Raw genomic sequence first — 24,901 nt, 5'->3', positions numbered from 1 at the left:
AACGCCGGGCATCGGTCCGTAGGCCGTGATAACGGCATTTTGAGGTGTGCGGGTCTTGTCCCGCAGGCCCGGAAACCTCATATTGAAGCAAGGCATGCTGGAGCTCCGCAGCGGCGCCTGGGTATGAAACCCGACACCGTAACCATTCCGGAGCTTGAAAAGAGGAAACAATGTCTGAACTTCGCAACTACCAGAGTCGCATGGGCCAGGGTAACGCCCAGTCGGCGACGATGATCGATGAAGGCCTGCGCGCCTATATGCTGAAGGTTTACAACCTGATGGCGCTCGGCTTGGCGATCACCGGTATTGCCGCGTTCGTCACCGCACAGATGGCGATAAGCGACGGTCAGCTGACGGCATTCGGCCAGGCGATCTATCTGAGCCCGCTGAAGTGGGTTGTCATGTTCGCTCCGGTTGCCCTGGTGTTCTTCATGAGCTTCCGGATTCACTCGATGAGCGTCGCAGCCGCGCAGACGACCTTCTGGGTCTATGCCGCGCTGATGGGCCTGTCGCTTTCGTCCATCTTCATGGTCTACACGGGCGCAAGCATCGTGCAGACCTTCTTCGTGACGGCAGCGTCGTTCGGTGCCCTTTCGCTCTACGGCTACACCACGAAGCGTGACCTGTCGGCGATGGGTTCGTTCCTGATCATGGGCCTCTTCGGCCTGATCATCGCCTCGCTCGTCAACATCTTCCTGGCGTCGTCCGCGCTTGAATTCGCGATCTCCGTCATCGGCGTCCTGCTGTTTGCCGGCCTGACCGCCTATGACACGCAGAACATCAAGGAATCCTACTACGAAGCCGATGGTGCAGACGTCGCCGGCCGCAAGGCCATCATGGGCGCCCTGCAGCTCTATCTCGACTTCATCAACCTCTTCCTGTTCCTCCTGCGCTTCCTCGGAAACCGCGAATAGCAGGATTACGACCATAACGGAGACAGGCATTCGCCTTCTCCGCGAAACGAAGAACCCGCCGGAGACGGCGGGTTTTTTGTTGATACCTTGCCGCCTCCTCCTCGCGGCCTGACAGCGTCGCCGCCGCCTCAGTCGATCAGTTGCTGCGTCGCCCGGGCCGCGTGGAGGGGTGCGGCCACCAGCCGGACAAACTTCGCGATATCGACCGCCGGGTGGCGCGAGGCATAGACCACGTCCCGGTTCTTGATCGGAAAACACTGCCCCGTGATGAGGCTGTCGGCAGCCGACATGTCGAACCGGTAGACGATCGGGAACCGTCCTTCCTTGTCAGGCCTGAGGCCGTTTGCCTGGAGTTGGTGGAAACGTTCCGGCGTCAACAGGTCGGCGACGATCTCCGGCTCCTCGTAGCGGAAGACGAAATAGCCCCGCGCATCGATCCGCTCATCCGCCCCGCCGCCGGCCAGCGCGATCGCCTCCAGGAGATTGACGTCGTTCGAGCCAAAGGGGATCCGGTCGTTCTTCCACACCTCGCCGAGGGCGGTGAAAGTCCGTGGATCATGCGTGACGAAAATCTGGTCCTTCGGCTCGACATGGATATTTTCCGACGGGTTCTCGACGATCGACTGCAAAAGGACGGTGCCGGTTCTGCGACCACGGGCGAGCGTGACATAGGATTCATAGGGTGCCTTCGTCGGGCCGCCGGCCATGGCGATCACTTCCATGATCGTTTCGCCGGAGAGGCCGAGCGAAACCATCGAAGGCTTGCCGACCGCACCCGACACCGTGACGTTCCGTGATGATGTTGCCGCGCTGCTGACGATGACGTCCGGCTCGACCGCCTTGTGCACGAGCTCGGCCAGTATGGCCTGCCGAGCCTGTTCGAGTGTTCGGCTGGAGAAGCGGACCTGCCCGACATAGGGGACAGCGGCCTTGCCATCCGGCTGAACCGTCACCTCGATCTCGGTCTTCTTGGAATCCTGCGTCGAAAAGAGCCCGTCCGATCCCGCCTCGAAGATCGTCACGACGAGCCGGTCGCCGATCCCGATCACCGCACTACGAACCGCACCGCCGATGCCGAAACGCCGCTGGAGCATGCCGATCGAAAAGTCGGAGACGGTTCGCGCCGTCTTCGCATCGACGTCAACGATCTCGAAGACCGTTCGATGGCCGCGCTCGGTCTCCTCCGCCGGCCTGCCGGCCCGGTCATTTATATCCGACGCGAGGGGGCCCGCTCCAGGAACCGCCTTGCAACCAACGACAAAAATGCACAAGGCGACGGTGACAAAGCGTTTCAAATCCGTATTCCCCAACACAACCGGATTTAAAATAATTCCCCTATAGGTTTTGTAGCACGAAACAACGCTTAACATCCAGAGGTAGAATTTCCGCCAAATGGAGTACTCAGCCGCGAAACGCGGCTCGCAGAACGCGATCGTGGAGGACCCACCGTATGCCCCGCATAGCGGTTCCCCATTCGCCGTCCAATCATGAAAAAAGCCCCCGATCTTTCGACCGGAGGCTTTCTAAGAACCGCCAAATGCGAAGGACGCTTACGCGGCCTCTTCCTGGGTGTCGTCTTCCTCGATGCCCTTGCCACGCTTCGGGCCCTTGGCCAGATTGACCTCCACGAGGCGAACGGCCTCGGTTTCGGACATCTTGTTCACGGCAGCGATTTCGCGCGCCATGCGATCAAGGGCAGCTTCATAAAGCTGACGCTCGGAATAGGACTGCTCAGGCTGGTTTTCTGCACGATACAGGTCGCGAACGACTTCCGCGATCGAGATCAGATCGCCGGAATTGATCTTCGCATCATACTCCTGCGCACGGCGCGACCACATGGTGCGCTTGACGCGTGCCTTGCCCTGGACGACCTTGAGGGCGCGTTCGACGAAGTCCGTTTCGGAGAGCTTGCGCATGCCGATGCTGACGGCCTTGCCGACCGGCACCTTGAGACGCATCTTGTCCTTCTCGAAGTCGATCACGAAAAGCTCGAGCTTCATGCCGGCGACTTCTTGCTCTTCGATTGCCGTGATGATACCGACACCATGTGCCGGGTAAACGATCGACTCGCCGGTCTTGAAGCCCTGGCGCGTCGGGGATTTTTTCTGCTGGGTCGTCATTCGTTTCAAAAACTCCCTGTTATGCTCCCGGCATCACGCCGGTGCCGGGTCGGTCAGGCCCGGATGAGACGGGGGAAACCGTCGGGTCACTCCATGCTGGTCCGGCCCGCCACGCAAAACATCCCTATCGTCGCAACAGCAACGCGACAGACGAAGTCGCAGTGCCACGGTAACAGCGTTGGACGATGAGTTTGCTTTCGTGATGGTTCAGGGCATACCAAATGCCGCGAAGTGGAACAGTCTTGTCACCCTATCACAAAAATCTGAGGAAATCAATATTTTACTGCTGCGGCGCCACAAAGGGGCTTGTCACGCCCCAATGAGGCGTGATTCGTGATGATTCAGGCCAGACGGTGGCCGCGGCCACGCCGCGGCAGCCCGATGACGCTCAATCGCCGGAGCCTGGCTTCGTGGAGAAGTACAATTCGTACTTGCCTTCGACGCCGTCCATTTCCTTGGCTTCCGGCAGCGGATCCCGCTTGACCGTGATGTTCGGCCAGATCTTCGCATATTCTGTATTGATCTGCAGCCATTTGTCGAGGCCCGGCTCGGTATCCGGCTTGATCGCCTCGGCCGGACATTCCGGCTCGCAGACGCCACAGTCGATGCATTCGTCGGGATGGATGACGAGGAAATTCTCGCCTTCATAGAAACAATCGACCGGGCAGACCTCGACGCAATCGGTGTATTTGCAGCGGATACAGTTGTCGGTGACTATATAAGTCATGCGGGCACTCCAGGGTCTCGTTTCGGCGCAGGCGACGTTCGAGCCTGCCTCGCGGGCGAATGGTCAGGACCACAAACCGTATGATTGATGGACCGACGCGAGGTGCGGCTGGACAGGGACGTCAGCTACTGTGTTATCCGGCCTATAGCAAGGATAAACGATCCTGAAAATAGCCGAGAATGCCGAGAGTTTTTCTAATCGTCCGACCACGGATCGCCGGGCTGGAGGCGATCGATGGCACGACGCTCCTTCTTCGTCGGCCTCCCCGCACCGGGCAGGCGGGTCGCCTGCTCGAGAGGCCCGAGGCGCTCCCCCTCGCTCGGCGGAGGCGTCAGGTCTTCATAGAGGAGCCGCGCCTCTTCATACGGTCCGCGCCGCTCGCCGGCATTCGTGACTACGAGAATGAGGTCACGCCGCTCAAGGGCGACCTCCAGACGGTCACCTGGACCGACGAGATGGCTGGGTTGGCGCACCACTTGGCCGTTGACCCGCACGTGACCGGCGGAAACGCGTTCCTGGGCCAGCGTGCGCGATTTCAGGATGCGCGCGAAGAAGAGCCACTTGTCGATACGCTGGCGCGGACCGCTTTGTGGCTTCTTCCCGTCCATCTCACTTCTTCATCTGTTCCTTGAGCGCAGCGAGCTTGGCGAAGGGCGAATCCGGATCGATCGGCTTCTCCTTGCGCGGCGGCTTAGCCTCGAAGCGCGCGGGCTGCGACTTTGCGTCGCGGTCCGGACGCGGACCGCGATCCTTGCGATCACCACGCTCCTGACGGTCGCCCTTCTGGCCGAACCCGCCACGTCCGCCGTCCCGGTCGCGTCCCTTGCCGCCTTCGCCGTCACGACGGCGCTCATCGCGCCGACCCTCGGCCTGGCCTTCGGTCGCACCACGGTTCGGGCCGCGATTGCCGCCATGGCGCTGGCGGTCGCCCGCCGGACGCGCACCACGCTGGTTGTCGCTGCGGCCACCGGGGCGCCACAGGAGAACCGGCTTCGGCTCGGCGGGAACGGCAGCGTCCTCCGCGGAAGCCGCTTCGACGACAGCAGCATCAGCAACCGCTTCGACAACTGGCTGAGCCTCTTCAGTAGCCTCTTCGGTGCCGGCATCGACGTCAGCGTTCTCAGCAGCCGCATCGACATCCTCGGCCGGCTTTTCTTCGCCCGGCACGACGGAAGACGCGGTCTGCGACGCAAGAAACGCTTCCGCCTCTTCGGCCGTTACGCTGTCTGCGCGGTAGCCGAGGCCCTTCAGGATTTCTTCCATGTCGTCCGGCGTGGCGCCGAGGATCGACAGCATGGCGGTGGTGGTGGTGAAGCGGCGGCCGTCATAGGCGCCGTCCGGCCGCGTCGTCGCACCCGGCTTCCACTGCAGAAGCGGACGGATAAGGTCGGCAAGGCGCTCGAGGATGTCGATGCGCACGGCACGCTTGCCGAGGAAACGGAACCCCGCCAGTTTGTAGAACATGCGCTCGTAGCCTGCATCGGTGACCACGGAGGTACGACCGGCGGCAAGGACCGGGATCAGGTCCCCGTAACCCGCCTTGTCGAGTCCGTCGTTCTTCAGCGCCCAGAGCAGCGTGATGAGCTCGGCCGGCGCCGGCTTCAGCAGCGCCGGCATGAAGATGTGATAGGCACCGAAGCGCACGCCATAGCGGCGCATCGAGGCGCGGGCATCCTGGTCGAGCGACTTCACGTCGTCGGAGACGTCGCGACGGAAAAGCACGCCAAGGTTCTCGACGAGCTGGAAGGCCAGCCCCTTGGCGAGACCCTGGAGGTCTTCGGCGCGCGAAAGATCATCGAGCGGCTTCAGGACCGTCGAGATGTGGTGATTCACGAAGCGTTCGACACGAGCGACGACATGATCGCGCGCATTGCCGGTCAGCTGTTCGTCGGCCAGCAGGATGACGCGCGGATGCAGCATGTGATCGCTGCCCGTGAGGCGTGCGACGGGATCGCCGAGCCAGCGCACCAGACCGTCTGCGCTGATCGCGAGGTCGTTGTTGCCCGAAGCGTGCAGACGTGCCGCCCGCGCCTCGAACTCCAGCGCGAGCGCCTTGTGCGCAGCGGCCTCAACGGCCTTGGCATCGGGACCCTCGGTACCGGATATGGGCGTAAACCGGAAACCGGCGAGTTGTCCCATGTGATGTCCTTCCACGAAGACATCGCCGTTCACACTGATTTCAGCTTCCAACATCGCATTCTCTCTCAAGCGCTTCATGAGCACAGATGTCCTGCGATCAACAAAGCGTTTCGTCAACCTATCATGTAGCGCATCGGACAATCGGTCTTCGATTTCCCGCGTCTTTTCTTGCCAGTGTGTCGGATCGGCAAGCCAACCTGGCCGGTTCGATACATAAGTCCATGTGCGGATTTGGGCAATCCGTGCCGACAAGGTATCGATTTCGCCGTCGGTCCGGTCGGCACGGCGAACCTGCTCGGCCATGAAGTCTTCGTTGACCGCGCCATGGCGGACGAGGTCGAAGAACAGGCTCTGGATCAGGTCCGCATGCTGGGCCGGCGTGATGCGTCGATAGTCGGGAAGCGCACAGGCTTCCCACAGCTTCTCGACTCTTTCCGGTGTATTCGCCAGATCGGCCACTTCGGGATATCGCGCAAGGAAATCGAGCGCCTGCTGGTCGATGGCCGGCAAGGCGCGCGTCAGTCCCTCGACGCGCGGCGCGGCCTCAAGACTGCGCTGCAGCGCGCCGATCGACGAGAAATCGAATTTCGCCGTTCGCCATTGCAGAACCTTGACGGTATCGAACTGATGGCTTTCCAGCCGCTCGACCAGCTCGTTGTCGAAAGGATCGACCCGGCCGGTGACGCCGAAGGTTCCGTCCTTCAGGTGACGCCCGGCACGGCCGGCGACCTGTCCCAGCTCCCCGGGGTTCAGGTTGCGGAACTGATAGCCGTCGAACTTCCGGTCCTGGGCGAAGGCCACGTGATCGACATCGAGGTTGAGGCCCATGCCGATCGCATCGGTCGCCACCAGATACTCGACATCGCCCGCCTGATAGAGGCCGACCTGCGCGTTGCGGGTCCGCGGGCTGAGCGCGCCCAGAACCACGGCAGCACCACCCCGCTGGCGACGGATCAGTTCGGCAATCGCATAGACCTCGTCGGCGGAAAAGGCGACGATCGCCGTTCTCTGGGGCAGCCGGGTTATCTTCTTCTGGCCCGCGTAGAAGAGCTGCGACAGTCGCGGACGCTCCACGATCGTGATTCCGGGAAGAACCTGTTGCAGGATCGGCTTCATTGTTGCCGAGCCGAGCAGCAACGTCTCATCACGACCACGCAGGTGAAGCAAGCGATCCGTGAAGATATGGCCGCGCTCGAGGTCCCCGGCAAGCTGGATCTCGTCGATCGCGACGAAGGCCGCCTTCGTCTCACGCGGCATGGCCTCCACCGTGCATACGGAAAAGCGCGCGCCAGCAGGAGCGATCTTCTCCTCGCCGGTGACGAGCGCCACTTGGGAGACACCCACCCGCTCCACGACCCGCTGATAGACCTCGCGTGCAAGCAGGCGAAGCGGCAGGCCAATGATCCCGGAGCCATGTGCGACCATGCGCTCGATGGCGAAATGGGTCTTGCCCGTATTGGTCGGCCCCAGCACAGCAGTGACACCGCGGCCGCTCAGGATCATGGGTTGCGAATTCAATTACCGCTCCGCGCTGCAACGGACCGTCGTTCAAGAAGGGTGACCGGCGATCTCGCCCCACACATGGCGACGATTGCCGCCAAAGGCAAGCCACCCGAGGTTTGCGAACCATAATCAAGGGACACAGACCCCAGAATTCGGCTGAAATGACCCGAAATGCCAGTCCCGACGACTCCGGGAACAGTGTGCGAACGAATCGGCGACGAATCGCTGACTCCTCGTGATTCAGGATTTGTTCACGGCTAGATATCGGCGCAATTCGCGGAGTCGCCCACAAAATGCTGAATCGGATCAACGGCTTGTCGTGATGATTCCGAGATGTGGAGAGAACGGCTCGGAAGAGGGGAACAGAAAGCCGTCACGCCGCGTTGATTGAGCCGAGGCTAACCAAGATGACACTGTCGCCACCACCTGCAGAATGGATCAGCAACAAGCCTGGACGGAACTTCGTTCTGATCCACGGCATGGTCATGGCACCCGCGTTCTGGAAGGTCTTTGCCCCGGAAATCACCCGCAAGGGCAGGACCGTCGCCTATCCCCTTCCCGGGCATCATCCGTGGAACCTGCCAGTTCCGGGAGCGGTCATCTCGCCGGAAGCGGTCGTGGATGCGATGGCAGACGCGATTGGCCGAGATTTTGGCGGTGAGCAGGTCGACCTGATCGGTCATTCGACCGGCGGATTTCTCTCCCTCCTTCTTGCTGTCCGTCGCCCGGATCTCGTGCGCTCGGTCGTCCTCCTCGGAGGCTTCGCCTGCGGCCGCTTCGAGGGAAAGGAGCGATTTGCGGCCCGTTTGCTTCGGATCCCGCGGGTTGGCCCTTATGTGTTCCGCCATTTCTTCAAGCGCTGGATCTCGACCAGGGAACAGTTTCGCTGGGGCTCGATCGAATGCGTCTATGACAAGTCCTGCCCCTGGGAGGATGATCGCGCTGCCGCCGCGATGGAAATGGTCCGCGGTCATCTCCTGAAGACACGACCGGAGGACGTTGCGGCCTGCGTGCAATTCATGTCGGGCACCTCGATCCTCGCCGACCTGCCGAAAATCTCGATCCCGGTCCTTAACCTGATCGGCGTTCACGACGCGATCGTGCCTCCCTCCCATCAGTTGCGCCTGTCGAAGTTGCTGCCCAGGGCACAGACCGTGCTGTTCGGAGATTGCGGTCATCTTGTCATGGTCGAACAGAGGCACCGAATGAATAAGATCATCGGCAGCTTCATCGACCCATCTGCGACATCGGCCGCAGCCCTGATTGACCGCTGGTCTCGTTACTTTGAGCCTCTTCTCTCAGGAGAAGATATCGACCTCGGAACAATGAGCCTGGCATCGATGGAACAAACCTCGGCGCCCGACGTTGAGGCATCACGCAAACCGGAATTCGAATTTACCAATCGAGAGGGCCACCATGTTGAGTACAATTCTCATCGTCATCGTCATCCTGTTGCTGATCGGCGCCCTGCCCAATTGGGGCTATAGCCGAAACTGGGGCTATGGACCGTCCGGCGGCCTCGGGCTTGTCGTGCTTATTCTTGTCATCCTGCTGCTCATGGGCCGGATCTGAGCGTAGTCGAAACCGAAGAGGAAAAACGACGATGAAAAAGACACTTCTTGCACTTGCCCTCATCGCCCCGCTGGCATCGTGCACGGCGACCGAACGAGGTGCCTCCATCGGTGCCGCCTCCGGCGCCGTGATCGGTGGCGTGGCCACCAATTCGGTCGGCGGCGCTGCCGTCGGTGCCGTTGTCGGCGGAGCCGCGGGCGCCCTGATTGGCCAGTCACAGGAACGGTCCGGCTACTGCGTTTATCGCGACCGCTACGGACGCACCTATGAGGCACGCTGCCGCTGAACACGCCGCAGCGATGCTCCCAGAAGGCCGCCGGATGCCCCCACCGGCGGCCTTTGACGTTCGGCAAAGTGCCTTGCCGTTAACCCCTCGATCAAAGCCGGAACGAATCGGCGACGAATCGCTTACGGTCAATGTTTCTCGTTTTGTTCATCACCATATATTGTGGAATAACAATCTGTTAACCATAGGAAACCGTGGATATTAGGATTTCTGGCATTCGAGGCCCGCACGAATATTAACCTTCGCCACGGCGGTATGAAAAAAAGGCCGGCCCCGAAGGACCGGCCTTTGATGACCTCGCGTCCGCCTGCGAAAGTCACACGAAGAACTGGCCACCATTCGCAGAGATCGTCGAACCGGTGATGAAGCCGGCATCGTCCGAGGCGAGGAAAACCACGATGCGAGCGATCTCTTCCGGTTCGCCAAGACGCCCTACCGGGATCTGGGGAATGATCCGCTCGTTCAACACCTTTTCGGGGATCGCCCGCACCATCTCGGTACCAATATAGCCCGGGCAGACGGCATTGACCGTGATTCCCTTGGCCGCACCTTCCTGGGCAAGCGCCTTGGTGATGCCGAGGTCCCCGGCCTTGGCTGCAGAATAGTTCGCCTGACCCATCTGGCCTTTCTGGCCGTTGATCGACGATATGGTGATGACGCGACCGAAATTGCGGTCGCGCATGCCGGACCATACCGGATGGGTCATGTTGAACACCCCTGTGAGATTGGTGTTGATGACCTCGTTCCATTGTTCGGGCGTCATCTTGTGGAACATGGCATCCCGGGTGATGCCCGCATTGTTGACCAGCACCTCGACAGGGCCGATCTCGGCCTCCACCTTGGCAATGCCGCTTGCGCAGGCCTGGTAGTCGGACACATCCCACTTGAAGACGGGAATGCCTGTCTCGGCCTCGAAGGCCTTCGCCTTTTCGTCGTTGCCGGCGTAGTTCGCCGCGACCCGATAGCCCGCGGCCTTCAACGCGGTCGAGATCGCCGCTCCGATGCCCCGGGTTCCTCCCGTTACCAATGCCACTCTGCTCATGTCCTGATCTCCCCTCAGTGTAAACTTTCTCCGCCCACCGGCTCTTCTGACGGAGCCGTTGGTAGTGCAGTTTTATGACATGCAGTTCAGCCTCGGACGCGGTGGCACTGCCACCGCCCTCCTCCGGACCGTCTTTTCCTGTTCAGAGCGCCTCGAGGCACATGGCAACGCCCATGCCGCCGCCGATGCAGAGGGTCGCAAGACCCTTCTTTGCGCCGCGGCGCTTCATTTCGAACACCAGCGTATTGAGAATGCGGGCGCCGGAGGCGCCGATCGGGTGACCGATGGCGATCGCACCGCCATTGACGTTGACGATCGACGTGTCCCAGCCGAGATCCTTGTTGACCGCGCAGGCCTGGGCCGCGAAGGCTTCGTTGGCCTCGACCAGGTCGAGATCGGAAATCTTCCAGCCGGCCTTTTCCAGGGCCTTGCGCGAGGCCGGGATCGGCCCGGTACCCATGATCTGCGGATCGACGCCGGCCGTGGCCCAGGAGGCGATGCGAACGAGCGGCGTAATGCCGCGACGGGAGGCCTCGGCCTCGCTCATCAGCAGCGCGGCGGCTGCACCGTCGTTGATGCCCGACGCGTTACCGGCAGTGACCGTGCCTTCCTTGTCGAAGGCCGCGCGAAGCTTGGTCATGCTATCGAGCGTTGCGCCGATGCGGATGTATTCGTCGGCGTCGATCGTGACATCGCCCTTTCGGCCCGGCACGACGACCGGAACGATCTCGTCCTTGAACCGGCCAGCAACCTGTGCCGCCTCCGCCTTGTTCTGCGACGCCAGCGCGAAGGCATCCTGTTCGTCGCGGGTGAGCTGGAACTGGCGCGCGACATTCTCGGCGGTGATGCCCATGTGATAACCGTAGAAGGCGTCGGTCAAGCCGTCCTTGATCATCGTGTCGACCATCTTCAGGTCGCCCATCTTCGTACCGGCCCGCAAGTGCGCACAATGCGGGGCCATCGACATGGACTCCTGGCCGCCCGCGACGATGATCTTTGCGTCACCGGTGGCGATCTGCTGCATACCGAGCGCGACTGCGCGCAGACCTGAGCCGCAAAGCTGGTTCATGCCCCAGGCGGTTGCTTCCTGCGGAATGCCGGCCTTCATCGCCGCCTGGCGCGCCGGGTTCTGTCCGGCGCCGGCGGAAAGCACCTGGCCGAGGATGACTTCGTCCACTTCCTTGGCGTCGACGCCGGCCCGCGACAGCACGCCCTTGATGACGGTAGCCCCGAGATCATGAGCTGGCACATTGGCGAAGGCGCCGTTGAAGGAGCCCACCGCAGTACGGGCCGCGCTGGCGATGACGATGGATGAACTGCTCATGGAGGTCTCCTCGGATATTTTTCGCTTTGGTGATGAAACTGGCAAAGCTTTCCCTCCGAGTCAAACACGAAGAGCGACTGATGTTTCGTTCCTTAGTTGCGTCTTCTTGAGTTTCGTCAAATGCGGGTACCGCATTGCACAAAGAGATTGTCACCGGCCTTCTTTTGCGTTTACACTCACTGCGGGAAGAGCAAAAATCCACAAAAACAACGGGGTTAGGAGACAAAAATGGCCAAAGCCGATGGCGAGATCGTCATAAAGAAATATGCCAATCGACGCCTCTACAATACGGGCACCAGCACCTACGTAACGCTGGAAGACCTGGCCAAGATGGTCAAGAAGGGTGAGGAGTTCACCGTCCAGGACGCGAAGTCGGGAGAGGACATCACCCATTCCGTATTGACCCAGATTATTTTCGAGCAGGAGTCGAAGACCGGCAACACCCTGCTGCCGATTTCCTTCCTCCGCCAGTTGATCAGCTATTATGGCGACCAGATGCAGATGGTCGTGCCAAGCTTCCTCGAACACTCGATGAAGGCCTTCACCGAACAGCAGGTCCAGATGCGAGAGCAGATGACAAAGGCCTTCGGGGACACGCCACTGAGCAAGAACCTGCAGATGCCGATCCAGCTGATGGAAGAACAGGTCAAGCGCAACACCGAGATGTTCCATCAAGCCATGCAGATGTTCTCGCCCTTTCTGGGCGCTCAGCCGGCCAAGGAAAGCAAGAAGGCCGAAGCCAAGGACATCGACGAGCTGAAGGAGCAGCTGCGCACGCTGCAGAGCAAGCTCGACAACCTTTGAGATTGTCGTCGACGCACCCCGTCACATGACCATGCCAGGCAGGGGGAACCCTGCCTTTTTCAAATCTGCAGATCGGTGCCCGACCGGGCTCAGAGACCGATCGAAACGTCGCGCCCGGCCGATCGTATCGAGACCGCAAAGCCACCGATCACATCGATGAACGCGATCGTCATCAGGATGAAGAAGGTCTGCGTGGCCGCCCCCTTGACCAGCAGGAACTCGACAAGGAAGGCGATGAACACCAGCATCGACAGCATGTGGTTCAGCAAAGAACCGGAGCTGTTGCGGGTCGCCTTGAGGATTTCGACGAACAGCACGGCCAGCGCGGCAAGAATGAGCGCATCGCCGACCGACAGCGTCCAGACGGCACCGGACAACATCGACTGCGCCATGAGCTGATCGGAAAGGACCGCGACGCCCCCGCCGCCGAAGGCACCGATCATGGCAAGGTTGTAGAGAACCAGCGGCACGATCATCAACGGAATGGCAGCAAGCATGGGCATGTCCTCGATCGACGGAGCGTGGGGGACGCCTACCGTTGGGCAAGCGGTCGAGGTCGCGATTTAAGTCAAATACCTTGAAAAAATAAAGGCCGGCAAAATGCCGGCCTTAAAAAAGTCATCCGAAAATTCGGATGTTATGCGTTTTCCTTGACGGTCAGAACCTGACGGCCGCGATACATACCGGTCTTGAGGTCGATATGATGCGGACGGCGCAGTTCGCCGGAATTCTTGTCTTCGACGTAGGTCGGAGCCTTCAGCGCGTCAGCAGAACGGCGCATACCGCGCTTGGACGGGCTTGTTTTTCTTTTCGGTACAGCCATTTAACTTACTCCACATGACGGGCAAAACAGGTTTCCGCGGCCGGATGAGGCCGAACAGTACCTGTCTCGATCTCGGAATTTGGCGCGCTTATACATGCCCTGCAGGGCTTTGACCAGTCCCTGAGTCATTTTTTTCCGACCTGGCCCGGCGCATCGCCCCTCAGGCCTCGTCCTCGGGTACGATCCAGGTTTCGGCGATTGCGGCTTCGCGCCAGGCGATCCATGCAGGATGGGCCTCCATCGCCGCCATATAGTCAAGCGTATCATTGGACTTCGCGAGATCATAGACCCTGAAACGGTTGACCACCGGCGCGAACATCGCGTCTGCCGCGGAGAAAGCGCCGAACAGGAACGGCCCTCCCGAACGCTTGCGCATGTCGCGCCAGATGGTTTCGATGCGGGCCACGTCGTCCATCACGCCGTCAGGCAGGTCGATTGCACGCACCTCCCGCCGGATGTTCATCGGGCAGGCGCCGCGCAGCGCGCGGAAACCCGAGAGCATTTCCATCGAGATCGATCGCGCCATGGCCCGGTCGCCGATGTCTTCCGGCCACAGGCCGGCCTCCGGGAACAATTCCGCCGCATATTCGATGATCGCCAGCGATTCCCAAACCCTCAAGCCACCGTGATGAAGCACCGGCACGCGGCCAGTCGGCGAAATCTCCCGGAATTTCGGATTGCCCGCATCGAAATCGAAGGGAATGAGCCTTTCCTCGAAGGGGATCTTGCAGCCGGTCAGCGCCACCCAGGGGCGGAATGACCACGAGGAGTAGTTCTTGTTGCCGATATAGAGAATTAAAGGTTCCACCGTCGCGCTCCCGATTGGCTCGTCTTGCTCGAGGATAGGGGGCGATCGGCCCTCGCACCAACCAAACTTTCAAACGTCATTCATAAAGGCATTTGATGTATGCGCCCGAACGCTTGGCGCGTCGGTCGACGACATTGGCAAGACGTTTCATGCCCTTGCCGGGCTTCCCCGCCACACGCTCGATCGGATTGGGAAGAGAAACGGCAAGGAGGGCCGCCTGGGCAGATGTCAGCTTCGCCGCCGAGGTCTTGAAATGATGTCGCGCAGCGGCCTCGATCCCGTAGATTCCCGGGCCCCATTCGGCGATGTTGAGATAGATCTCCATCATCCGTTCCTTCGGCCAGATCGCATCGGCGACCATGGCGAGCGGGAGCTCCAGCCCCTTCCGGACCATCGACCGGCTATTCCAGAGATAGAGGTTCTTGACCGCCTGCATCGGAATGGTGCTCGCACCGCGGGTCGCCTGGCCGGACAGTGCGTCATCGACCACGCCCTTCATCTGTTCCCAGTCGACCCCGCTATGGAAACAGAACTGGCCATCTTCCGACATCATGACGGCACGCACGACATTGGGCGAGATGTCCTCGAAATCGACCCATCGCCGGTCGTAACCCTGAAAGGTGACGAGATCGGCGAGCATCAGCGTCGAGACCGGATGAATGAAGTCGATCCGATAGACGACGATCAGGGCATAGGGCAAAACGAGCAGCATGAGCGCTATTCGCAGCAGCTTGCGCAACAGGTCGGCCGGCCGCTGCCTTGCGGACCCGTCGTCCTCGATTTCGTCCCCGATATCGCTGTCTTCCGCCAAGGAGGGTCTGTCCGGTCTCTTCGAGTGCTTGTCTCTCTTAGCGGCCTTGATGAATGATAGCCAGACCGCACGGATCGGGACAGCCGCTTTTCCAGCCAGTTTACCGTTGCCAGCCTGTCGGACGCATGCCAAGAAAGCGGCCATGAACGCGCAAGTCACTCCCTTCGAAACGAAACTCCTGGCATCGGCCCGACAGACCGCAACCCTGTTGATGGAGCTCCTCTCCGCCGAACCACGCCCGCAGGAAATCACAAGGCCCGCACGCCTCTTGGACGCCATGCGCCACGGAGCATTGAACGGCGGAAAACGCCTGCGTCCCTTTCTTGTCGTCGAAAGTGCGGCACTCTTCGGTGGTGACAGCGCGGCCGCACTCCGCGTCGGCTGCGCGCTCGAATGCCTGCACAGCTATTCGCTCGTTCACGACGACCTGCCGGCCATGGACGACGACGACCTCAGGCGCGGCCAGCCGACGGTCCACATCGCCTATGACGAGGCGACCGCAATCCTCGCCGGCGACAGCCTGCTCACCTATGCCTTCGACATCATCGCCGCCCCGGAAACCGACCTTCCTGACCGGGCCAAGACCGAGCTGGTACTCGCCCTTTCGCGCGCCGCCGGCATCGGAGGAATGGCTGGCGGCCAGGCTTTCGATCTCGCGGCCGAAAAGCAGGCTCCAGATGAAGCCGGCATCGTCACACTGCAGGCGATGAAGACCGGTGCCCTGATCCGGTTTGCTTGCGAGGCCGGCGCCATCATCGCCGGTGCACCGGCCGCCGATCGTGACCGCATGCGCCGCTTCGGGGAGATTGTCGGCCGCGCATTCCAGCTTGCCGACGACCTGCTCGACCTCACCTCCGATGCGGCAACCCTCGGCAAGGCGGCCGGCAAGGATGCAGCCCGCGGGAAAGGCACGCTCGTCGCGCTGAAAGGGCAAGCCTGGGCGGAAGAGGAACTCGACAGGCTGGTCGGCGAGGCGACTGCTCTGGTCGCCGTCTATGGCGACAAGGCACAGACACTGACCGACGCCGCCCGCTTCGTTGCCAATCGCAAGAGCTGAACGGCCGAACGCATCCCGCAACAGACCCATCAAGCACCGATAGGTCCCGATCAAAACTACTGACGTGTTCGGAGAGCCTGGTCGAGCTAGTCTTGCTCCTCGTCGACCGAAGGAGGAGGGGCGCCGACTATGAATGACATAATCCAACATCTACCGCAGATCGTTGCGGCCTATCTCGTCTACCTGGTCGCCGTCATCAGCCCCGGCCCGGCGATCATGGCAATCGTGTCGACCTCTATCTCGGACGGGCGGCGGGCCGGGCTTACCATGGCGGCCGGCGTCTTTGCAGGCTCCTTCACCTGGGCCATGGCAGCCTCGATCGGCCTTGCCGCGCTTCTCACACAATATGCCGGCTTCCTGCAGATAGTGAAGATCGCCGGGGGCCTCTACCTGCTCTACCTCGCCGCGAAGGCCCTTCGTTCGGCCTCACGCAAGGACGACCAGATCCTGCCGGCGACCGGCAATCCAGAGAAACGCAGTCTGAGGCGCATATTCCTGCTCGGTTATGCCATCCACCTGACCAATCCCAAGGCGATCTTCGCCTGGGTCGCCATCATCTCGCTCGGGCTTCCCGCCAATGCCTCGGCCCAGGTCGTCGCCTTCATCGTCGTCGGCTGCCTGCTCACCGGCATGACGGTCTTCACCGGCTACGCCATCCTGTTCTCGACGGCACGCGCCTTCCGCGTCTATCGCGCCGCCCGCCGGGGCATCGACGCGACCTTGGGCGTGCTGTTCGCGGCGGCCGGGATAAAGCTGCTCGCCAGCCGGATATGAAAAGCGCCGCCCGAGGGGCAGCGCTTCTGTAAATCGTTGGCTCTTTGGTCCGATCAGGCCTTGATCGGCGCGATCTGGATCTCGACGCGGCGATTCTGCGCACGGCCTTCGGGAGTGGCGTTCGAGGCGACCGGCTCGTTCGGTCCGAAGCCCATGGCCGAGACACGGCGCCCGTCCAGCCCCTGGCTGAACAGATAGTTCGCCACCGACTGCGCGCGGTTCTGCGAAAGTTCCTGGTTGTGCGCCAGACTGCCGGTCGAATCCGTGTGACCGTTGATGTCTATCAGGGTCTGGTTGAACTTGTTCAGCACGACAGCAACCGAATTCAGCGTCGGATAGAACTGCGGCATGACCGCATACTGGTCGGTCGCGAAGGTGATGTTGGACGGCATGTTGAGGATGATGCGGTCGCCCATGCGGGTGACCGAAATGCCGGTGCCCTGCAACTGAGCGCGCAGCTCGGACTCCTGGCGATCCATGTAGTTGCCGATAGCGCCACCGGCCAGTGCGCCGATGCCGGCGCCGATCAGCGCCGCATTGCGGCCCTCGCGGCCGCCACCGCCGACGGCAAGACCGCCAAGCGCGCCCGCAGCCGCGCCCAGCATGGCGCCGCCGGCCGTATTCGACACCTTCTGCTCGCCGGTATAGGGATCGGTCGTCGTGCAGGCGGTGAGATAGATCGCGGCAAGCGCGAGAATCGAGAGCTTCTTGATCATTGTCGGACAAACTCCAGGAAAGGTCTGATTTCCGTCAACAGCCGAATTGCGGCATTATGAAGTTGCATGCCCCCGATCTTACTCGGCGGCACTCTTTCGGCCATAGCGCTTTTCGATGTAGTCGATGACGAGCGCCTCGAAATCCGATGCGATGTTCGGACCGCGCAGCGTCATCGCCTTCTGGCCGTCGATGAACACTGGAGCCGCGGGGCTTTCGCCGGTTCCCGGCAGCGAGATGCCGATATCCGCATGCTTGCTCTCGCCCGGTCCGTTGACGATGCAGCCCATCACCGCGACGTTGAGCCCTTCGACACCCGGATATTTCTCGCGCCAGACCGGCATGTTCTTACGGATGTCGTCCTGGATGCGCTGGGCAAGCTCCTGGAATATGGTCGAGGTGGTGCGCCCGCATCCTGGGCAGGCCGCAACGACCGGAACGAACTGGCGGAAGCCCATGACCTGCAGCAGTTCCTGCGCGACCTGCACTTCGCGGGTGCGGTCGCCGTTCGGTTCCGGGGTCAGCGACACGCGGATGGTGTCGCCTATGCCCTGCTGCAGGACATAGCCCATGGCCGCCGAGGAGGCGACGATGCCCTTCGACCCCATGCCGGCCTCGGTCAGCCCGAGATGGAGCGCATGATCGGAACGGCGGGCCATCATCGAATAGACCGCAATCAGGTCCTGGACCTGGGAAACCTTCGCCGAGAGGATGATCTTCGAACGCGGCAGGCCGATCTCCTCGGCCAGTTCCGCCGACAGCAGGGCGGACTGCACAATCGCCTCGCGAGTCACCTGGCGTGCCGAAAGCGGAAAACCCTCAGCCTGGTTCTTGTCCATCAGCCGGGTCAGCAGTTCCTGGTCGAGCGAACCCCAGTTGACGCCGATGCGCACAGGCTTGTCATAGCGGATCGCCATCTCGACGATATCGGCGAACTGCTTGTCCTTCTTGTCCTTGAAGCCGACATTGCCCGGATTGATACGGTATTTGGCCAGAGCCTCCGCACAGGCCGGATGGTCCGCGAGAAGCTTGTGGCCGATATAATGGAAATCGCCGACCAGCGGCACGTCGATGCCGAGCCTGAGCAGACGCTCACGGATCTTCGGAACCGCGGCGGCACTCTCGTCGCGATCAACCGTGATGCGGACGATCTCGGAGCCAGCCTTGTGAAGCTCGGCTACCTGCCTGACGGTCGCGTCGACATCGGCCGTATCGGTGTTGGTCATCGATTGCACGACGACGGGCGCGCCGCCGCCGACGATCACGCCGCCGACATCGACGGCAACGGTTTGGTGGCGCGGCTTGGGATCGAATTCGTCTGCTGAAGTCATGGAATGCCCTTGAACGGCAGGAAAATGTCAGAAACCAGGTGGATCAAACCCGTCCCCTTGTCAACTGCATGCTAAAGCACGGTCAACGTGCATAGGGTCCGATCAACAGGCGGACCAGATCTGCGAGCTTGGTAGAGACGACATCCATGTCCGGCATACGCATTTTCATGCCTTCCGTCGCATCAAGAAGCAGTGAAGCCACGAGCCGGGGAGCGACCCCGGCGCCGGCGAGATCGATCCGGCCAGCGGCTTCCTCGCTTTCCAGACCGACCGAGATCTCGTCTTCCACGGCGTTGATCCATTCGAGGAACAGGTCGCCGGCGAATTCGTCCTTGGCATCCAGGATCTCCGCCCCGTGGGGCGTGTCGGCGATCTGGCGGTACGGACGCACGATCGCCCGATCGAGCGCTTCATGAACCTTCTGGGCGGCGCCGCCCTCCCCTACGAAACAGCGGGCGACGTCTTCCCGCATCTCTGCCATCATGACGCTCATGCAGGCCCGGAAGATATCACCCTTGTTGCGGTAGAAGAGATAGAGCGCAGGGCGCGACAGGCCGGCAGCGCGAGCAATGTCGTCCATTGTCGTGCGCTTGTAGCCATAGGTGGTGAAGGCGGCGAAGGCCTGCTCCAGTATGGCCGCGCGCTTGGGGTCGGTCTTCAGGTCGTCCATGTTTGACATTATGACATATTTTGTTAATTTGTCACGAGACAGTTGATGGGAAATGCGACCCTAGTGCAGCGGGAGGACGAAGTGAACCTGATCGTCAATGGAAAAGCATTGAGCCTCGAGGTCGAACCGGACATGCCGCTTCTGTGGGCGCTACGCGACATCCTCGACATCAAAGGACCCAAATTCGGCTGCGGAGCAGGGCTCTGCGGAGCCTGCACGGTCATCATCGGCGGCGAGGCCGTCCGCTCCTGCCAGGTGGCGGCAGCCGACGTGACATCCGAGGTGCGAACGATCGACGAGCTCGCAAACGGCGACGTCCTCCATCCCGTGCAACAGGCCTGGATCGACGAGCAGGTCGCACAGTGCGGCTATTGCCAGGCAGGCCAGATCATGAATGCGGTCGCCCTTCTGGAGGCCAACCCCTCACCCAGTGACGCCGAAATCGATGAAGCCATGGCCGGCAATCTCTGTCGCTGCGGCACCTATCCGCGCATCCGGGCCGCGATCCACCGGGCCGCAACCCAAGTCACGGGAGCCTGATCATGTCCCGGATCGGAAAAATTGCCCGCCGCACCTTCCTGTTCGGCGCCGCCGCCGTCGCCGGCGGGGTCGCCTTCGGCTACTACAGCTACAGGAAACCCTTCGCCAATCCCCTTTCCGAGGAGCTGGCATCCGGGGAGGCCACCTTCAATCCATATGTGAAGATCGGCAGCGACGGTCGGACCACGATCATCGCACCCCGCGCCGAGATGGGTCAGGGCAGCTACACCACCCTTGCCGCGCTTGTCTGCGAGGAGCTCGACCTTCGCCTCGACCAGGTTTCGGTCGAGCACGGCCCCTCCTCGCCTGCCTACTACAATGCCGCGGCGTTGAGCGAAGGCGCACCTGTCCCGCAATTCGATGAGGGCATGGTCGCCGAGAGCCTGCGTGCCGCGATGAAGGTCGTCGCAAAGTTCGTGGCCCTGCAGTTCACCGGCGGCTCGACCTCGATGGCGGACGGCTTCGAGAAGATGCGCTATGCCGGCGCGGCGGCGCGTGAATCACTGAAGGAAGCGGCAGCCCTCAAACTCGGCGTCGCGTCATCGACCCTGAAGACCTTCGAAGGCGTCGTCAGCGACCCGGCTTCCGGCCGCAGCCTCACTTACGCCGAACTCGCGCTCGACGCGGCGGCAATCGAACCGCCCTCCGGCATTGCGCTGCGCGATCGCAAGGAGTGGAAGATCCTCGGCAAACCGCAGCCGCGCAAGGACATGCGGGCCAAGGTGACGGGCGCGCCGATCTTCGGCGTCGATGTCACGCTCCCCGACATGCTCTACGGAACCGTGCGGATGAACCCGAGCCCGGGCGGGGGGATGAAATCCTTCGACGCTGCCGCCGCCCTCGCCATGCCCGGGGTGCGGAAGGTGATCGCGATCGACAGCCCCTATGGCCAGGGCATCGGCGTAATCGCCGACAACACCTGGCGCGCTTTCCGGGCAGCCGAAACGGTGACCGTGGAATGGGAAGCCGGCCCCAACCCGAAGAGCTCGGCGGACATCGACGCGATCCTTGCCAGGACGCTCGATGGTTCCGACTTCTTCACGCTTCGAACCCTCGGAGACCCGGACCTCGTTTTCGCCGACGCGGCACGCGAAAGGGTGGTCGAGGCGCAATATGATGCGCCTTTCCTCTCCCATGCCACGATGGAGCCGATGAATGCGACGGCGCGCCTTAAGGACGGCCTGCTCGAAGTCTGGGCGCCGAACCAGGGGCCTACGCTGATCGAAGTGGTTGGCGCGCGCATCACCGGGCTTCCCGCCGAAAACATCAAGGTCCACACCACCTTCCTCGGCGGCGGCTTCGGTCGCCGCATCGAACCAGACTTTTCCGACTACGCGATCCGCCTTGCCAAGGAAGCCGAGGGACGCCCTGTCAAGGTGACCTGGACACGCGAGGAAGACATGACTCACGGCCCTTATCGGCCCGTGGCCAAGGGGCGCTACAAGGCGGTGCTCGACGACGATGGGCTACCCAAGGCATTGACGGGCTCTATCGCCGCGCCCTCGGTGGTCGCAAGCGCGGTAGGCCGCTACTATCCGGACGTGCCCATGGGCGGACCGGACAATTCCCTGATCGACGGCGCCTATAACCAGCCCTACGGCATCGAAAACTACCGGATAGACGGCCGCAAGGCGCCCCTCGGCATCCCGGTCGGCTTCTGGCGCTCGGTCGGTTACTCCTACAACTGCTTCATGCACGAGAGCTTCATCGACGAGATCGCCGCCGCCGGCGGCAGGGATCCGCTCGAACTCCGGCGCGCCCTGATGAAGGATTTCCCGGTCGCTCTTGCCGTCGTGGAGAAAGTGGCCGAAATGTCCGGCTGGTCAACGTCGCCCGCCCCCGGCCGCGCCCGAGGCCTTGCCTTCGCTCTTTCCTTCGGGACCTGGGTGGCGCAGGTCGTGGAGATCTCTGAGACCGATGGCGCGATCCGCATCGAGAAGGTCTGGTGCGCGGCAGACCCCGGCATCGTCCTCGACCCGCAGAATTTCAAGGCGCAGATGATGTCCGGCATCGTGTTCGGCCTCTCCGCGGCGATCGGCCAGGAAATCACCTTTGCCGACGGCGTGGTCGAGCAGAACAATTTCCATGCCTATGATGCACTGCGCATCAACCGGTGTCCGGTGATTGAGGTCGAGCTTCTCGAGAATGCCCACCGCATGGGCGGCGCCGGCGAGCCCGGAACGCCGCCGTCGATGCCGGCGCTCGGCAATGCGATCTTCGCCCTGACCGGCAAGCGGCTGCGGGCGCTGCCGTTCTCGAAAGAGGTCGACTTCGCCTGATCGATCAGTGCGCCGCCTCGCCGACCCTGTCGGCGTGGCGGGCAAGCCCCGACATCGCGAGCACCGCCAGATTGAGCAGCGACACGGCCGTATAGACGGTCGACAGGGAGGTGTATTCCGCGATGAACCCGATGACCGACGGCGCAAACAGGATGCCCGAGTAACCGAGTGATGTGACGACCGACAGCCCGATCCCTGGCGCGAGGCCCGGAATGTTGCCGCCCGCGGAAAAGGCGATCGGCACCATGTTGGAAATGCCGATGCCGGCGATCCCGAAACCGATCAGAGCGATCGTCACATTCGGCGCCTGACCGGCAATCACCAGCCCGACGAAAGAGGCGACGGTGCACAGCCTGAGCGTCAGAACAGCACCCAGCCGGTCGCGCACGAGGTCGCCGGCAAAACGCATCACCGACATCGCGAGCGAAAAGGCGGCGAAGGCGAAACCCGAGAGCGCCGTCGAGGCGGACAGTTCATTGCCGAGATAGAGCGCGCCCCAATCGAGGATTGCCCCCTCCGGGATCATCGAGAACAGTGCGATGATCCCGATCAGCCAGGGAAGCGGTGAAAGCGGCAGGCGGGTGCGCTCACGGCGCTCCGCCGGGTGCGGCCGGTCGGCAAGGATCATCGGGCGCGCGACAAGGAACAGGAGAACGCCGAGCCCCGCCACCAGAAGCGCGTGCCCCATCGGTCCGACATGGGCGATCAGAAACCCGCCGGTGGCCGAGCCGACAAGTCCGCCAAGGCTCCAGAAGGCATGGCACGACGACATGATCGAGCGCCGCATGGACCGTTCCACCTCGACCGCATTGGCATTCATGGCAACATCCATGGCACCGCCGAGCCCGCCGAACAGGAAGATCGCCACGACCCCGGCCGGCACCGACGAGACAAGGGTGATGCCGATCACCGTGGGGATGAAGAGCAACGCGGCGGCCTGAACAACGACGCTTGAACCGAAGCGGGCTATCTGCATGCCGGCTACCGGCATCATCACCAGCGACCCGATGCCGAAAACGAACAGCATGACGCCGAGGTCCGCTTCACTGAGCGACAGGGCCTTGGCGAAAACCGGGATCTTCGGAGCCCACGCTCCCATCATCAAGCCGTTCACGAAGAAGAGAAGCGAAACCGCCGCCCGCGTCCTCGTGAAATAACCACCCTTCGACGCGGCGTTGGTGTCGTTGATCGTTTCAGCCATGATCCACTCCTCGATTTGGCGGCACTTTATTTAAATCGATTGAAACGACAACCGCGAAATCGCCATGCGTGTCTCACATTTTGTTTCCCGGCGAAATGGCGAACGTGGCCCGCCGCGAACCCTGAAATGATGCAATTGACAGCCCGAGAGGAAAAAGAAAGATGGCGCCGTTCCTTTCGCGGGCTGTCATTGATTCCGGCGGCAACCGCCTTTCCCTCATTTTCTTCCACAGGTGCATGCGTGAAAACCACCGTCGGACTCGGCATCCTGCTGACCAGCCTGTCCTATTTCCTCTTCACGCTGCATGACGGGGTCATCAAGCTGCTGGTCGAGACGACGACCGTCTGGCAGATCCTTTTCTTCCGCAGTGTTACCATTCTCGCAGGCTGCTTCCTCTTCGGCGGCCCTTCCCTGGTTCGGGAAGCCGCGACGTCGCCGGTCGTCAAGCCGATGGTGATCCGCAGTTTCCTCCTGCTCGGGGCATGGCTGTCCTATTACAATGCCGCCCGCACCATGCAGCTCGCGGAGATCACGACGCTCTACTATGCAGCCCCCGTGGTCGCGACTTTGCTGGCCGTGCCGATCCTCAAGGAACGTGTGACCGCCCCGCGCTGGACTGCGGTCATCGTCGGTTTCGTCGGCGTTCTGGTCGCCACCAATCCGATCGGACTGCGGATCACCTTCCCCGTCTACCTCGCCCTGCAAGCCGCTTTTCTCTGGGCCTTCTCGACGGTACTCTTGCGTCGGACCGCCATGGGCGCCCGCTCGCTGGTTCAGATGACGGTCACCAACAGCTTCTTCCTGATTCTGACCGGCACCATGGTCTTTCAGGTCTGGCACCAGCCCAGCCTTGCCGAGCTGGGCCTGTCGCTGGCGACCGGCATCATCGGCGGCGTGGCCCAGCTCGCCTTCTTCGAAGGTATGCGCAAGGCGCCGATCTCCGTGCTCGCGCCGTTCGAATATACCTCCCTCGTCTGGGCTTTCGTGCTCGGCTATGCCATCTGGGGTGACGTTCCCGCAGCGAACGTCTTCCTCGGTGCGACCCTGATTTGCAGCGCCGGCCTGATCATCATCTTCAGCGAACGTTTGGCGGGGCGCAGCCAGGCGACCTGAGAGACCTACTGACCACTTGTCCTTGAGATCCTTTCATCCTGTCCGGCGCCGCCGGTCGGGAAAATAGCGCTTGCTATAAAGGCAACCAACGTATATACGAATATATGTAGATATATATGTGTGGAGGTTTCCCATGTCCCTCGATCGTGCAGTGCTGGCCTTTGCCGGCGTAATGGTTCTCCTGTCCGTCCTGCTGACGGTCTATGTGAGCCCGCTTTTCATCTGGTTCACCGTGTTCATCGGCGCCAACATGTTGCAGTCCGCCTTCACCGGTTTCTGCCCCGCAGCGATGATCTTCAAGAAACTTGGCTTTCGTCCCGGCACCGCATTCTGAGCGGCCAGAACCGAA

26 protein-coding genes are annotated in these 24,901 nt (G+C 61.8%); 11 read left to right on the top strand and 15 right to left on the bottom strand.

Features of this window, described 5'->3' with window-relative positions; genetic code table 11:
* The first annotated feature begins 170 nt into the window (after nt 1-170).
* A complete protein-coding gene (locus ACX93L_RS17980; RefSeq protein ID WP_459406079.1) occupies nt 171-914 on the top strand; it encodes a Bax inhibitor-1/YccA family protein in 744 nt (247 codons plus the stop codon).
* A 128-nt stretch (nt 915-1,042) separates the two neighbouring features.
* Here the strand turns inward: ACX93L_RS17980 and ACX93L_RS17975 are convergent, their stop codons facing one another.
* The 5 genes from ACX93L_RS17975 to ACX93L_RS17955 all read right to left on the bottom strand — a co-directional run bounded on the left by ACX93L_RS17975 (nt 1,043) and on the right by ACX93L_RS17955 (nt 7,403).
* The gene (locus ACX93L_RS17975) at nt 1,043-2,209 is read right to left on the bottom strand and encodes a polysaccharide biosynthesis/export family protein (protein ID WP_459406078.1); all 1,167 of its coding nucleotides are present in this window, start codon (nt 2,207-2,209) and stop codon (nt 1,043-1,045) included.
* Nucleotides 2,210-2,464: 255 nt separating this feature from the next.
* The gene (locus tag ACX93L_RS17970) at nt 2,465-3,034 is read right to left on the bottom strand and encodes a CarD family transcriptional regulator (protein WP_169593634.1); all 570 of its coding nucleotides are present in this window, start codon (nt 3,032-3,034) and stop codon (nt 2,465-2,467) included.
* A 388-nt stretch (nt 3,035-3,422) separates the two neighbouring features.
* Entirely contained in the window at nt 3,423-3,761 is a 339-nt protein-coding gene (gene fdxA / locus ACX93L_RS17965; protein WP_169593632.1) for a ferredoxin FdxA, read from the bottom strand.
* 194 nt (nt 3,762-3,955) lie between these two features.
* Complete coding sequence (locus tag ACX93L_RS17960) at nt 3,956-4,369, bottom strand: RNA-binding S4 domain-containing protein (RefSeq protein WP_459406077.1); 414 nt, start codon at nt 4,367-4,369, stop codon at nt 3,956-3,958.
* Between the two features lies 1 nt (nt 4,370).
* Nucleotides 4,371-7,403: a helicase-related protein gene (locus tag ACX93L_RS17955; protein WP_459406256.1), complete on the bottom strand. Its 3,033-nt coding sequence runs from the start codon at nt 7,401-7,403 to the stop codon at nt 4,371-4,373.
* 335 nt (nt 7,404-7,738) lie between these two features.
* Here ACX93L_RS17955 and ACX93L_RS17950 point away from each other — a divergent pair, with 335 nt between their 5' ends.
* Genes ACX93L_RS17950 through ACX93L_RS17940 form a run of 3 tightly spaced genes read left to right on the top strand, consistent with a single transcriptional unit; the run spans nt 7,739 to nt 9,261 of the window.
* Complete coding sequence (locus ACX93L_RS17950; RefSeq protein WP_459406076.1) at nt 7,739-8,890, top strand: alpha/beta fold hydrolase; 1,152 nt, start codon at nt 7,739-7,741, stop codon at nt 8,888-8,890.
* The gene (locus tag ACX93L_RS17945; RefSeq protein WP_115670414.1) at nt 8,820-8,975 is read left to right on the top strand and encodes a DUF3309 family protein; all 156 of its coding nucleotides are present in this window, start codon (nt 8,820-8,822) and stop codon (nt 8,973-8,975) included. Before ACX93L_RS17950 ends, ACX93L_RS17945 begins: the two co-directional genes overlap by 71 nt.
* 31 nt (nt 8,976-9,006) lie before the next feature.
* On the top strand, nt 9,007-9,261 hold the full coding sequence (locus ACX93L_RS17940; protein ID WP_169593626.1) for a glycine zipper domain-containing protein: 255 nt from the start codon (nt 9,007-9,009) through the stop codon (nt 9,259-9,261).
* A gap of 316 nt (nt 9,262-9,577) precedes the next feature.
* On the opposite strand, the gene phbB is transcribed toward ACX93L_RS17940, so the two are convergent.
* Nucleotides 9,578-10,303 (bottom strand): beta-ketoacyl-ACP reductase, encoded by a 726-nt coding sequence (gene phbB / locus ACX93L_RS17935; protein ID WP_169593624.1) that lies wholly within the window; start codon nt 10,301-10,303, stop codon nt 9,578-9,580.
* A gap of 142 nt (nt 10,304-10,445) precedes the next feature.
* Entirely contained in the window at nt 10,446-11,627 is a 1,182-nt protein-coding gene (locus ACX93L_RS17930; RefSeq protein ID WP_459406075.1) for an acetyl-CoA C-acetyltransferase, read from the bottom strand.
* 228 nt (nt 11,628-11,855) lie between these two features.
* Between ACX93L_RS17930 and phaR the strand changes: the two genes are divergently transcribed.
* A complete protein-coding gene (phaR, locus tag ACX93L_RS17925; RefSeq protein WP_459406074.1) occupies nt 11,856-12,431 on the top strand; it encodes a polyhydroxyalkanoate synthesis repressor PhaR in 576 nt (191 codons plus the stop codon).
* Nucleotides 12,432-12,520: 89 nt separating this feature from the next.
* On the opposite strand, the gene ACX93L_RS17920 is transcribed toward phaR, so the two are convergent.
* The 4 genes from ACX93L_RS17920 to mtgA all read right to left on the bottom strand — a co-directional run bounded on the left by ACX93L_RS17920 (nt 12,521) and on the right by mtgA (nt 14,873).
* Nucleotides 12,521-12,928, bottom strand: a complete 408-nt coding sequence (locus ACX93L_RS17920; RefSeq protein ID WP_459406073.1) for a hypothetical protein — start codon at nt 12,926-12,928, stop codon at nt 12,521-12,523.
* A gap of 140 nt (nt 12,929-13,068) precedes the next feature.
* Entirely contained in the window at nt 13,069-13,254 is a 186-nt protein-coding gene (gene rpmF, locus ACX93L_RS17915; RefSeq protein WP_169593616.1) for a 50S ribosomal protein L32, read from the bottom strand.
* A 160-nt stretch (nt 13,255-13,414) separates the two neighbouring features.
* Nucleotides 13,415-14,062: a glutathione S-transferase family protein gene (locus ACX93L_RS17910; RefSeq protein ID WP_459406072.1), complete on the bottom strand. Its 648-nt coding sequence runs from the start codon at nt 14,060-14,062 to the stop codon at nt 13,415-13,417.
* A 76-nt stretch (nt 14,063-14,138) separates the two neighbouring features.
* Nucleotides 14,139-14,873: a monofunctional biosynthetic peptidoglycan transglycosylase gene (gene mtgA, locus ACX93L_RS17905; RefSeq protein WP_459406071.1), complete on the bottom strand. Its 735-nt coding sequence runs from the start codon at nt 14,871-14,873 to the stop codon at nt 14,139-14,141.
* Nucleotides 14,874-15,015: 142 nt separating this feature from the next.
* On the opposite strand from mtgA, the gene ACX93L_RS17900 reads away from it, so the two are divergent.
* Both ACX93L_RS17900 and ACX93L_RS17895 read left to right on the top strand, forming a co-directional pair.
* The gene (locus ACX93L_RS17900; protein WP_459406070.1) at nt 15,016-15,930 is read left to right on the top strand and encodes a polyprenyl synthetase family protein; all 915 of its coding nucleotides are present in this window, start codon (nt 15,016-15,018) and stop codon (nt 15,928-15,930) included.
* Nucleotides 15,931-16,059: 129 nt separating this feature from the next.
* A complete protein-coding gene (locus ACX93L_RS17895; RefSeq protein ID WP_459406069.1) occupies nt 16,060-16,704 on the top strand; it encodes a LysE family translocator in 645 nt (214 codons plus the stop codon).
* A 53-nt stretch (nt 16,705-16,757) separates the two neighbouring features.
* Here the strand turns inward: ACX93L_RS17895 and ACX93L_RS17890 are convergent, their stop codons facing one another.
* From ACX93L_RS17890 to ACX93L_RS17880, 3 genes are all read right to left on the bottom strand, one after another.
* Nucleotides 16,758-17,420 (bottom strand): OmpA family protein, encoded by a 663-nt coding sequence (locus tag ACX93L_RS17890; RefSeq protein WP_169593605.1) that lies wholly within the window; start codon nt 17,418-17,420, stop codon nt 16,758-16,760.
* 78 nt (nt 17,421-17,498) lie between these two features.
* Nucleotides 17,499-18,749 carry a flavodoxin-dependent (E)-4-hydroxy-3-methylbut-2-enyl-diphosphate synthase gene (gene ispG / locus ACX93L_RS17885; protein WP_459406068.1) on the bottom strand — a complete coding sequence of 417 codons (1,251 nt, stop codon included), beginning with the start codon at nt 18,747-18,749 and terminating at the stop codon, nt 17,499-17,501.
* 82 nt (nt 18,750-18,831) lie between these two features.
* On the bottom strand, nt 18,832-19,428 hold the full coding sequence (locus tag ACX93L_RS17880) for a TetR/AcrR family transcriptional regulator (RefSeq protein WP_459406067.1): 597 nt from the start codon (nt 19,426-19,428) through the stop codon (nt 18,832-18,834).
* 72 nt (nt 19,429-19,500) lie between these two features.
* On the opposite strand from ACX93L_RS17880, the gene ACX93L_RS17875 reads away from it, so the two are divergent.
* Both ACX93L_RS17875 and ACX93L_RS17870 read left to right on the top strand, forming a co-directional pair.
* Nucleotides 19,501-19,959, top strand: coding sequence for a (2Fe-2S)-binding protein (locus ACX93L_RS17875; protein ID WP_459406255.1), 459 nt, complete (start codon nt 19,501-19,503; stop codon nt 19,957-19,959).
* 2 nt (nt 19,960-19,961) lie between these two features.
* Nucleotides 19,962-22,238 (top strand): xanthine dehydrogenase family protein molybdopterin-binding subunit, encoded by a 2,277-nt coding sequence (locus ACX93L_RS17870; RefSeq protein WP_459406066.1) that lies wholly within the window; start codon nt 19,962-19,964, stop codon nt 22,236-22,238.
* A 4-nt stretch (nt 22,239-22,242) separates the two neighbouring features.
* Here ACX93L_RS17870 and ACX93L_RS17865 read toward each other — a convergent pair whose 3' ends face one another.
* Complete coding sequence (locus tag ACX93L_RS17865; protein ID WP_459406065.1) at nt 22,243-23,439, bottom strand: MFS transporter; 1,197 nt, start codon at nt 23,437-23,439, stop codon at nt 22,243-22,245.
* Nucleotides 23,440-23,679: 240 nt separating this feature from the next.
* Between ACX93L_RS17865 and ACX93L_RS17860 the strand changes: the two genes are divergently transcribed.
* Both ACX93L_RS17860 and ACX93L_RS17855 read left to right on the top strand, forming a co-directional pair.
* Nucleotides 23,680-24,552 (top strand): DMT family transporter, encoded by an 873-nt coding sequence (locus ACX93L_RS17860; RefSeq protein ID WP_459406064.1) that lies wholly within the window; start codon nt 23,680-23,682, stop codon nt 24,550-24,552.
* 133 nt (nt 24,553-24,685) lie between these two features.
* Nucleotides 24,686-24,886, top strand: a complete 201-nt coding sequence (locus ACX93L_RS17855; protein ID WP_169593589.1) for a YgaP family membrane protein — start codon at nt 24,686-24,688, stop codon at nt 24,884-24,886.
* Nucleotides 24,887-24,901: the final 15 nt, after the last annotated feature.

The organism is Rhizobium sp. CAU 1783, assembly GCF_054551725.1.
The sequence above is the reverse complement of the archived record's forward strand: the minus strand, read 5'-3'. Positions and strand labels throughout refer to the sequence as shown.

Bases quoted from the DNA above. Each gene is read 5' to 3' on its own strand.
- ispG (WP_459406068.1), bottom strand. From the start codon at position 18,749: ATGACTTCAGCAGACGAATTCGATCCCAAGCCGCGCCACCAAACCGTT.
- ACX93L_RS17955 (WP_459406256.1), bottom strand. From the start codon at position 7,403: ATGATCCTGAGCGGCCGCGGTGTCACTGCTGTGCTGGGGCCGACCAAT.
- fdxA (WP_169593632.1), bottom strand. From the start codon at position 3,761: ATGACTTATATAGTCACCGACAACTGTATCCGCTGCAAATACACCGAT.
- ACX93L_RS17960 (WP_459406077.1), bottom strand. From the start codon at position 4,369: ATGGACGGGAAGAAGCCACAAAGCGGTCCGCGCCAGCGTATCGACAAG.
- ACX93L_RS17880 (WP_459406067.1), bottom strand. From the start codon at position 19,428: ATGTCAAACATGGACGACCTGAAGACCGACCCCAAGCGCGCGGCCATA.
- ACX93L_RS17920 (WP_459406073.1), bottom strand. From the start codon at position 12,928: ATGCTTGCTGCCATTCCGTTGATGATCGTGCCGCTGGTTCTCTACAAC.
- ACX93L_RS17945 (WP_115670414.1), top strand. From the start codon at position 8,820: ATGTTGAGTACAATTCTCATCGTCATCGTCATCCTGTTGCTGATCGGC.
- ACX93L_RS17895 (WP_459406069.1), top strand. From the start codon at position 16,060: ATGAATGACATAATCCAACATCTACCGCAGATCGTTGCGGCCTATCTC.
- ACX93L_RS17855 (WP_169593589.1), top strand. From the start codon at position 24,686: ATGTCCCTCGATCGTGCAGTGCTGGCCTTTGCCGGCGTAATGGTTCTC.
- ACX93L_RS17890 (WP_169593605.1), bottom strand. From the start codon at position 17,420: ATGATCAAGAAGCTCTCGATTCTCGCGCTTGCCGCGATCTATCTCACC.
- ACX93L_RS17870 (WP_459406066.1), top strand. From the start codon at position 19,962: ATGTCCCGGATCGGAAAAATTGCCCGCCGCACCTTCCTGTTCGGCGCC.
- ACX93L_RS17900 (WP_459406070.1), top strand. From the start codon at position 15,016: ATGAACGCGCAAGTCACTCCCTTCGAAACGAAACTCCTGGCATCGGCC.
- rpmF (WP_169593616.1), bottom strand. From the start codon at position 13,254: ATGGCTGTACCGAAAAGAAAAACAAGCCCGTCCAAGCGCGGTATGCGC.
- ACX93L_RS17930 (WP_459406075.1), bottom strand. From the start codon at position 11,627: ATGAGCAGTTCATCCATCGTCATCGCCAGCGCGGCCCGTACTGCGGTG.
- ACX93L_RS17980 (WP_459406079.1), top strand. From the start codon at position 171: ATGTCTGAACTTCGCAACTACCAGAGTCGCATGGGCCAGGGTAACGCC.
- phaR (WP_459406074.1), top strand. From the start codon at position 11,856: ATGGCCAAAGCCGATGGCGAGATCGTCATAAAGAAATATGCCAATCGA.
- phbB (WP_169593624.1), bottom strand. From the start codon at position 10,303: ATGAGCAGAGTGGCATTGGTAACGGGAGGAACCCGGGGCATCGGAGCG.
- ACX93L_RS17865 (WP_459406065.1), bottom strand. From the start codon at position 23,439: ATGGCTGAAACGATCAACGACACCAACGCCGCGTCGAAGGGTGGTTAT.
- ACX93L_RS17940 (WP_169593626.1), top strand. From the start codon at position 9,007: ATGAAAAAGACACTTCTTGCACTTGCCCTCATCGCCCCGCTGGCATCG.
- ACX93L_RS17970 (WP_169593634.1), bottom strand. From the start codon at position 3,034: ATGACGACCCAGCAGAAAAAATCCCCGACGCGCCAGGGCTTCAAGACC.